Annotated in this window: 6 protein-coding genes; 4 read left to right on the top strand and 2 right to left on the bottom strand. The window is 47.3% G+C overall.

Annotated elements, in window-relative coordinates:
• The first annotated feature begins 213 nt into the window (after positions 1 to 213).
• From PSHG_RS01735 to thrS, 3 genes are all read left to right on the top strand, one after another.
• Positions 214 to 906, top strand: coding sequence for a universal stress protein (locus PSHG_RS01735; protein ID WP_010268525.1), 693 nt, complete (start codon positions 214 to 216; stop codon positions 904 to 906).
• Positions 907 to 1,143: 237 nt separating this feature from the next.
• Positions 1,144 to 1,749 (top strand): DedA family protein, encoded by a 606-nt coding sequence (locus PSHG_RS01730; RefSeq protein WP_010268523.1) that lies wholly within the window; start codon positions 1,144 to 1,146, stop codon positions 1,747 to 1,749.
• Between the two features lie 408 nt (positions 1,750 to 2,157).
• Positions 2,158 to 4,071 carry a threonine--tRNA ligase gene (thrS, locus tag PSHG_RS01725; protein WP_010268521.1) on the top strand — a complete coding sequence of 638 codons (1,914 nt, stop codon included), beginning with the start codon at positions 2,158 to 2,160 and terminating at the stop codon, positions 4,069 to 4,071.
• 52 nt (positions 4,072 to 4,123) lie between these two features.
• On the opposite strand, the gene PSHG_RS26350 is transcribed toward thrS, so the two are convergent.
• Both PSHG_RS26350 and PSHG_RS01715 read right to left on the bottom strand, forming a co-directional pair.
• On the bottom strand, positions 4,124 to 4,495 hold the full coding sequence (locus tag PSHG_RS26350) for a hypothetical protein (RefSeq protein ID WP_010268519.1): 372 nt from the start codon (positions 4,493 to 4,495) through the stop codon (positions 4,124 to 4,126).
• Between the two features lie 88 nt (positions 4,496 to 4,583).
• Positions 4,584 to 5,228, bottom strand: a complete 645-nt coding sequence (locus PSHG_RS01715; RefSeq protein WP_010268516.1) for a metal-dependent hydrolase — start codon at positions 5,226 to 5,228, stop codon at positions 4,584 to 4,586.
• 275 nt (positions 5,229 to 5,503) lie between these two features.
• Between PSHG_RS01715 and PSHG_RS01710 the strand changes: the two genes are divergently transcribed.
• Positions 5,504 to 6,286 carry an ABC transporter ATP-binding protein gene (locus PSHG_RS01710; protein WP_010268514.1) on the top strand — a complete coding sequence of 261 codons (783 nt, stop codon included), beginning with the start codon at positions 5,504 to 5,506 and terminating at the stop codon, positions 6,284 to 6,286.
• Positions 6,287 to 6,321: the final 35 nt, after the last annotated feature.

The following is a 6,321-nucleotide window of genomic DNA, read 5'->3' as shown; positions in this document are numbered from 1 at the left end:
CCCTAACTATTATTCTTTAATGGCAGCAGTCCCTTTTTATCGTACGCTTAGAGAATAAGGCTGCAAGCCTATTGTTATGGTTGCGAATACGGAGTATAAATGTTATGAATACTAATGTTTAAATTTATAATTTAAGGGTGTTATTACTTGACGCAACGTGGTAATGTATAATGAAGAAAATTGTTGTGAGAAGAAAGAGGTGCCCGATTACAATTGAATGCTATTAAACCATCCTGGAAAGACAGGTTGTCCAATGAACGAATTATGGTCTGCGTTTATTATGGCCCTAATGCCAAGCGGCTTATTAGGAGGGGATGGCTTTTTGCCAGTGCGCTTCAAGTCCCATTATTTATTCTGACCGTCGATCCACCGAAGGATGATGAATACAGCGAAGAGAAAGAACAGGACATTATGTCCTGGAAATCGATTGCGGAAGAGCTTGGCGCCACTTTTCTCGCGGTAGAAAGCGGCTCTCGCAAAGTAGCTCAAGTTATTGCAGACGTAGCTAAGGAAAACAAAGTGACCCAGATCATTATGGGGCAGTCTGCCCGCACTCGTTGGGAAGAAATTACTAAAGGCTCTGTTATTAATGATATCTTGCGGGAAATTCCATTCATTGATCTTCATATTGTATCCGTAAAGAGACAGCTGGATCATTTGGAGGAGGAGTTTGAGACCGGGGTGCATGCTTATTTGGAGCCAGTAGACGGGGAATATCAGCTTCGTTTAAGCCGTTCCTCCGATGAAGATTTGGAAGGGCTGTTCTTCAAAAAGCTGCATACGGACTTTGAAACCGGACTATTCAAAACAGTTGTCGATGGCAAGAAAATGATGGTCAAGGTAACCGATGGTACGGTTACGGAGCTGATCGACGTCAAAGAGGCCAAGGCAAAGGAGAAGCACTAATCATTAACATCAAGGCTTGAGACAAGGGATTGCCGCCTGTCTATCTTCATTTCATTTATGTTACGCGTCCTTATAAGGACGCGTTTTTTTGCGTGGATGAGCAGGACAGCGAGTGGACCGCCTATTTAATTCCTATTTCCCGGTGTCGTAAACAAGTATAGGAGCAGACAAGCTTGAATACTTATGTAGAACCAGCCTCTTTTTATGTGTATCTTAAAAACTGAGGGAGGGGAAGGAATGAAAGAATGGATTACGGAATTTATGGAGCAATTCGGTTATTTGGGCATATTAACCATGATTGCGATAGAAAATGTGTTTCCGCCAATTCCCTCTGAAATCATTTTGACCTTCGGCGGCTTCATGACTACCTATTCCACATTAACCGTACCAGGTGTTATTATCGCTGCAACCTATGGTTCGGTGCTGGGAGCTATTGTGCTATATGGGATTGGCAGACTGCTTCATGTCGATCGGCTGGAAAAGTGGGTTGGCCGCTGGGGCCATCTGCTCAACTTAAAGGTTGAGGATTTGCGTAAAGCGGATAGGTGGTTTCAGAAATATGGCTATTGGACGGTGCTGTTTTGCCGGATGGTTCCGCTGGTGCGCAGCTTGATTTCGATTCCTGCAGGCATGGCAAAAATGAATTTTTGGCTGTTTCTGTTTTTCACCGTACTAGGGACAGTTGTTTGGAATGCGGTTCTAGTGATCATTGGAGCGGCGGTAGGTGAATCCTGGGAGTCTATTTTGCACTACATGGACATTTATGCTAACGTGGTTTATGTTCTCATAGCTCTGCTGCTGCTCGTTGGTGTGGGTTGGCTGATTAAGAAACAAAGAAAATGAAGGCTGCGGACTCTCCCCTTGACCGGAGGGGATTAGCAAGCTATAATAAATGGCATTAGAAAGTGAACAAGCGATTATCAAAGACATGGTTTCATAACTGCCGGTACAGAGAGAGGGATCACCTGGCTGCAAGTCCCTTCGTAGGTCAATTATGAGATTACCCCTTTGTAGCTGTACGTGGAACCCGCCAATGTGTATGGTGCTTGGCGCAAGTAAACGTTACCGTCTCATCCCCGTTATCGGATGTGTCATGATGAGAACCAGTGATTGCATTCATTCGGATAGGCTTTATTTATTCCTGTCACGATCACGGTTGAATTAGGGTGGAACCACGAGCTAACCGCACTCGTCCCTTGGGATGATTGCGGTTTTTTATGTTATAAGCTTTATGAAGGGAGCAGATTACAAATGAGCATCCAAGTCAAACTGCCGGACGGTGCAGTCCGCGAATACGAACAGGGAGTTACAGTCGAAGAGGTGGCAGGCTCGATCAGCTCGGGACTGAAGAAGAATGCCGTGGCCGGTAAAATTAACGGACAGCTAGTAGACCTTAATCGTGCCATTGACCAGGACAGTGATGTTGAGATCATTACTTTGGACAGCAAAGATGGGCTAGAGGTATACCGTCACAGTACCGCGCATCTCATGGCTCAGGCGATTAAACGGATCTATGGAGAGAAAGCAGTCAAGCTGGGAATCGGCCCAGTCATTGAGGACGGCTTCTACTATGACATCGATATTGAAAAGCCGTTATCTACTGAGGATTTGTCCGCCATTGAGAAGGAAATGGAGAAAATCGTACAGGAAAATCTGCCGATTCAACGCCGCGAAGTAAGCCGGGAAGAGGCAGTCCGCACGTTCGAAGAGCTGGAAGATCCATTGAAACTGGAGCTGATTCGTGATCTGCCGGAGGACTCGGTCATCACGATTTATGATCAGGGCGAGTTTTTTGACCTTTGCCGCGGCCCACACCTGCCCTCAACTGGCAAAATTAAGGCTTTTAAGCTTCTGAATGTAGCGGGGGCATATTGGCGCGGGGATTCGAACAATAAGATGCTGCAAAGAATTTACGGCACCTCCTTCCCGAAGAAATCACAGCTTGAAGAGCATTTGACCATGCTGGAGGAAGCTAAAAAGCGGGACCACCGTAAATTAGGCAAAGAGCTGGGACTCTTTATGTTCTCGGAAGAAGCGCCGGGCATGCCCTTTTATCTGCCGAACGGGATGACGATTCGTAATGAGCTGGAGAACTTTTCCCGCGAGCTTCAGGCTAGAGAGGATTATGATGAGGTGCGCACACCGTTCATGATGAATCAGCGCCTATGGGAGCAATCGGGCCATTGGGATCATTATCATGAGAATATGTATTTCTCCGAGGTAGACGAGACGAAGTTTGCTCTGAAGCCGATGAATTGCCCCGGGCATATGATGATATACAAGAATGAGCTGCATTCCTACCGCGATCTGCCAATTCGTCTTTCAGAGTTTGGCCAGGTTCATCGCCACGAGCTGTCTGGAGCCTTGAACGGAATGATGCGGGTGCGTACGTTTTGCCAGGATGATGCCCATATATTCGTTCGGCCGGATCAAATCGAGGAAGAGATCAGCCGGGTTATTGCTCTAATTGACAAAATCTATGAAGTATTTGGCTTCCAGTATACGATTGAGCTTTCTACTCGTCCGGAAGATTCTATGGGCTCCGAGGAGCTGTGGAATCAAGCGGAGCAGGCTTTGCAAAACGTGCTGGAGCACAGAGGCATTCAATACCGCATCAATGAGGGAGACGGGGCGTTTTACGGACCGAAGATCGACTTCCACATTCTCGATGCGTTGAAGCGCAGCTGGCAGTGCGCAACAATTCAGCTGGACTTCCAATTTCCTGAGAAGTTTGATCTATCCTACATCGGTGACGATAACCAAAAACACCGTCCGGTCGTCATCCATCGTGCCGTATATGGATCCATTGACCGCTTTATCGGAATTTTGACGGAGCATTATGCAGGCGCATTCCCATTGTGGCTGGCACCGGTGCAGGCCAAACTATTGCCAGTATCCGATGCGTTCAATAATTATGCTTTGGAAGTGAAAGCCGCACTAAAAGAGGCTGGAATCCGGGTAGTTGTCGATGACCGCAACGAAAAGCTGGGGTATAAAATTCGCGAGGCTCAGGTGGAGAAGGTTCCTTATATGCTCGTCGTTGGAGAGAAAGAGCAGTCCAGCGGCTCAGTAGCCATTCGCAAACGCGGAGCCGGGGATCAAGGCAGCCTGTCTGTAGCTGATATGGTGAAACAGCTTCAGGAGGAAATCGCAAGGAAGCAGTAGAAAAGAAACTAAATAGTAACGATATGAAAACAATGCAAGCAGCTGGCATCCTTCAGGGTATCCATGGAGGAGGCTGGCTGCTTGGTTTTTTGGTTTGCACAGAAAAATCTTGGATCGCTTTGGCGACGTGAATCCGCTGCTGCTTCAGCTGCCACATTCTCTCTTTGATCTGCTCGAGCTCGCCCTCATTGTGGCTGCATCGTGCCTGTTCGTATAGATTGACCATCTGCTGAATAATTTCTTCATATTGCTTCCATAATGTTGTTGCAGATGGTGAGCAGCTTGTATCAAATGTGGACGGGGCGGATTCGCGGAGACGTGCCAGAATGCTTTGCTGCCATTCGACATCACATAATTGCTTAGCGTAGTTATACAAGTCCAATTGATCGTTAACCCATTGCATGTAGGTTTGATGAGTGCTCATGAAGTGAAGCCTCCCTTGCCGCACGTTTATACCAAGTATTATACTCAGCATTATTGGTTTTGTGCAACTGAATTTACTTAATCTTCATTCAAAAAGGAAGGCGGATAGTTTTTTTGGAAAGCGGAAGCAGCCATTTGACCCCGCCAGGTGTTAATGTATCGGCTAACAAATGAGAAAAATAGCCCGCAAGAGCTACCATTGCCACTCCTTCTACTTGCAGCTGCCGCTCCAGCCCCCAGGCAATGGCCCCCCAAATCAGCATAGCCCAAACCGTATGAGACAGCCCGCGATGCTTTAACCAGGGGATCCAGGCGATGAACACCCCCAAGCCAAGAAGCCACAGCATCTCCAGCAGTACGCCGCAATAAATCATTCCACAGCCTACAATACTGACCAATATGTTGCGGATTACTCCGGCCTTGGCGACGAGCGCCAGCAGCAAAGCAACCAGTGCCATAATGCTCAATTCCGGATAGACGAGGTTGTAACGAAAGTACAGGAAGATGACAGCGGCGGTTGAGAGCAGACCAAGCCAAATCACGAGCTCTCTTATCCATTTGGAAATTTTGCTAAGCTTTCGGCTCAAGAGGCTGGGTCCGTCCAGGTCGGCTACCAGGGCGGAAATGACGGCAATGCTGACGTAATAAACGGTATGTGTAATCGTAAAGGGATAGTACGCGCTTGCGAATGCACCGATTCCGGTACCGATCGCAAGGTGGGTTGTTCCTTTCATGTATGTATGGCCTCCTATAAGCAAAGCGGTCAGAAATTGATTAATAGCATGAAACAAACATACGTTTGCCTTTAAAGTATACACGGATTCGTTGAGAAGGACAAGCGCGTTTGGAGAGCCGCTGCTTACAAAAAGAAAAGTTGCAATTTTCATCAGGCTTGCTACAATCTGTATAAAGTATCATGATGAGACGTTCAGCAAATAACTAATCCAACATAAAGCAGAGAAAGCCTGATGGCAGAAGCAAGGCTTGTATTACGGGGAGAGTGAGCAGGGTGAGCAGCAGTATTTTTCATATTCAGGACGTTTCGTGGAAGAGAGAGCAGAAGACCATTCTTGAGCAAATCAATTGGGAAGTCAAAGAAGGAGAGCACTGGGCTGTTTTAGGACTGAATGGTTCCGGCAAAACAACCATTTTGAACATGATAAACGGCTATATATGGCCGACTAAAGGCAAAGTAAGCGTGTTAGGGCATCCCTTCGGGCGTGTTGATCTGCGGGAGCTGCGCAAATCGATTGGCTGGGTCAGTTCTTCCTTGCAGGAGAGACTGCGCGGCAGTGACCGGGCTCAACATGTAGTCCTCAGTGGCAAATATGCCTCTATAGGCTTATATGACAAGCCCGAACAGGCGGATTATGATCAGGCTGAACGGCTGATGAAGCAGCTGGGCTGCGGACATTTGATAGACCGCTTATATGTCACCTGTTCCCAGGGAGAAAAGCAGAAGCTCTTGATTGCAAGAGCATTAATGGCTCAGCCTAAGCTGCTCATTCTGGACGAGGCTTGCAACGGATTGGACTTCTTGTCACGGGAAGCGTTGCTAGCGAGCATTGGGGAATTGGCAGCAAGCGGGGAGTCGCCTCATATGCTGTTTGTTACTCATCATATCGAAGAAATTTTGCCGGTATTTACGCATACCTTACTACTTAGACGTGGACAGGTCTATGCCCAAGGAAAAACGAAAGAGGTCATTAACAGCGAACTTCTCTCGGATTTCTTCGAAACACCCGTTCATATCCAGTGGCAGAATGATAGAGCCTGGTTATCCGTTCCATAACCAGTCAAAAGGGCCGCCCTGCAATGATGCAGGGT

The sequence above is a fragment of the Paenibacillus senegalensis JC66 genome (assembly GCF_000285515.1).
GTDB classification, from domain to species: domain Bacteria; phylum Bacillota; class Bacilli; order Paenibacillales; family NBRC-103111; genus Paenibacillus_L; species Paenibacillus_L senegalensis.
Note: the sequence above shows the minus strand (reverse complement) of the source record. Positions and strands in the feature narration are given on the sequence as shown.

Excerpts from the sequence above, each read along its gene's own strand:
- thrS (WP_010268521.1), top strand. The coding sequence starts at position 2,158 with ATGAGCATCCAAGTCAAACTGCCGGACGGTGCAGTCCGCGAATACGAA.
- PSHG_RS26350 (WP_010268519.1), bottom strand. The coding sequence starts at position 4,495 with ATGAGCACTCATCAAACCTACATGCAATGGGTTAACGATCAATTGGAC.
- PSHG_RS01715 (WP_010268516.1), bottom strand. The coding sequence starts at position 5,228 with ATGAAAGGAACAACCCACCTTGCGATCGGTACCGGAATCGGTGCATTC.
- PSHG_RS01730 (WP_010268523.1), top strand. The coding sequence starts at position 1,144 with ATGAAAGAATGGATTACGGAATTTATGGAGCAATTCGGTTATTTGGGC.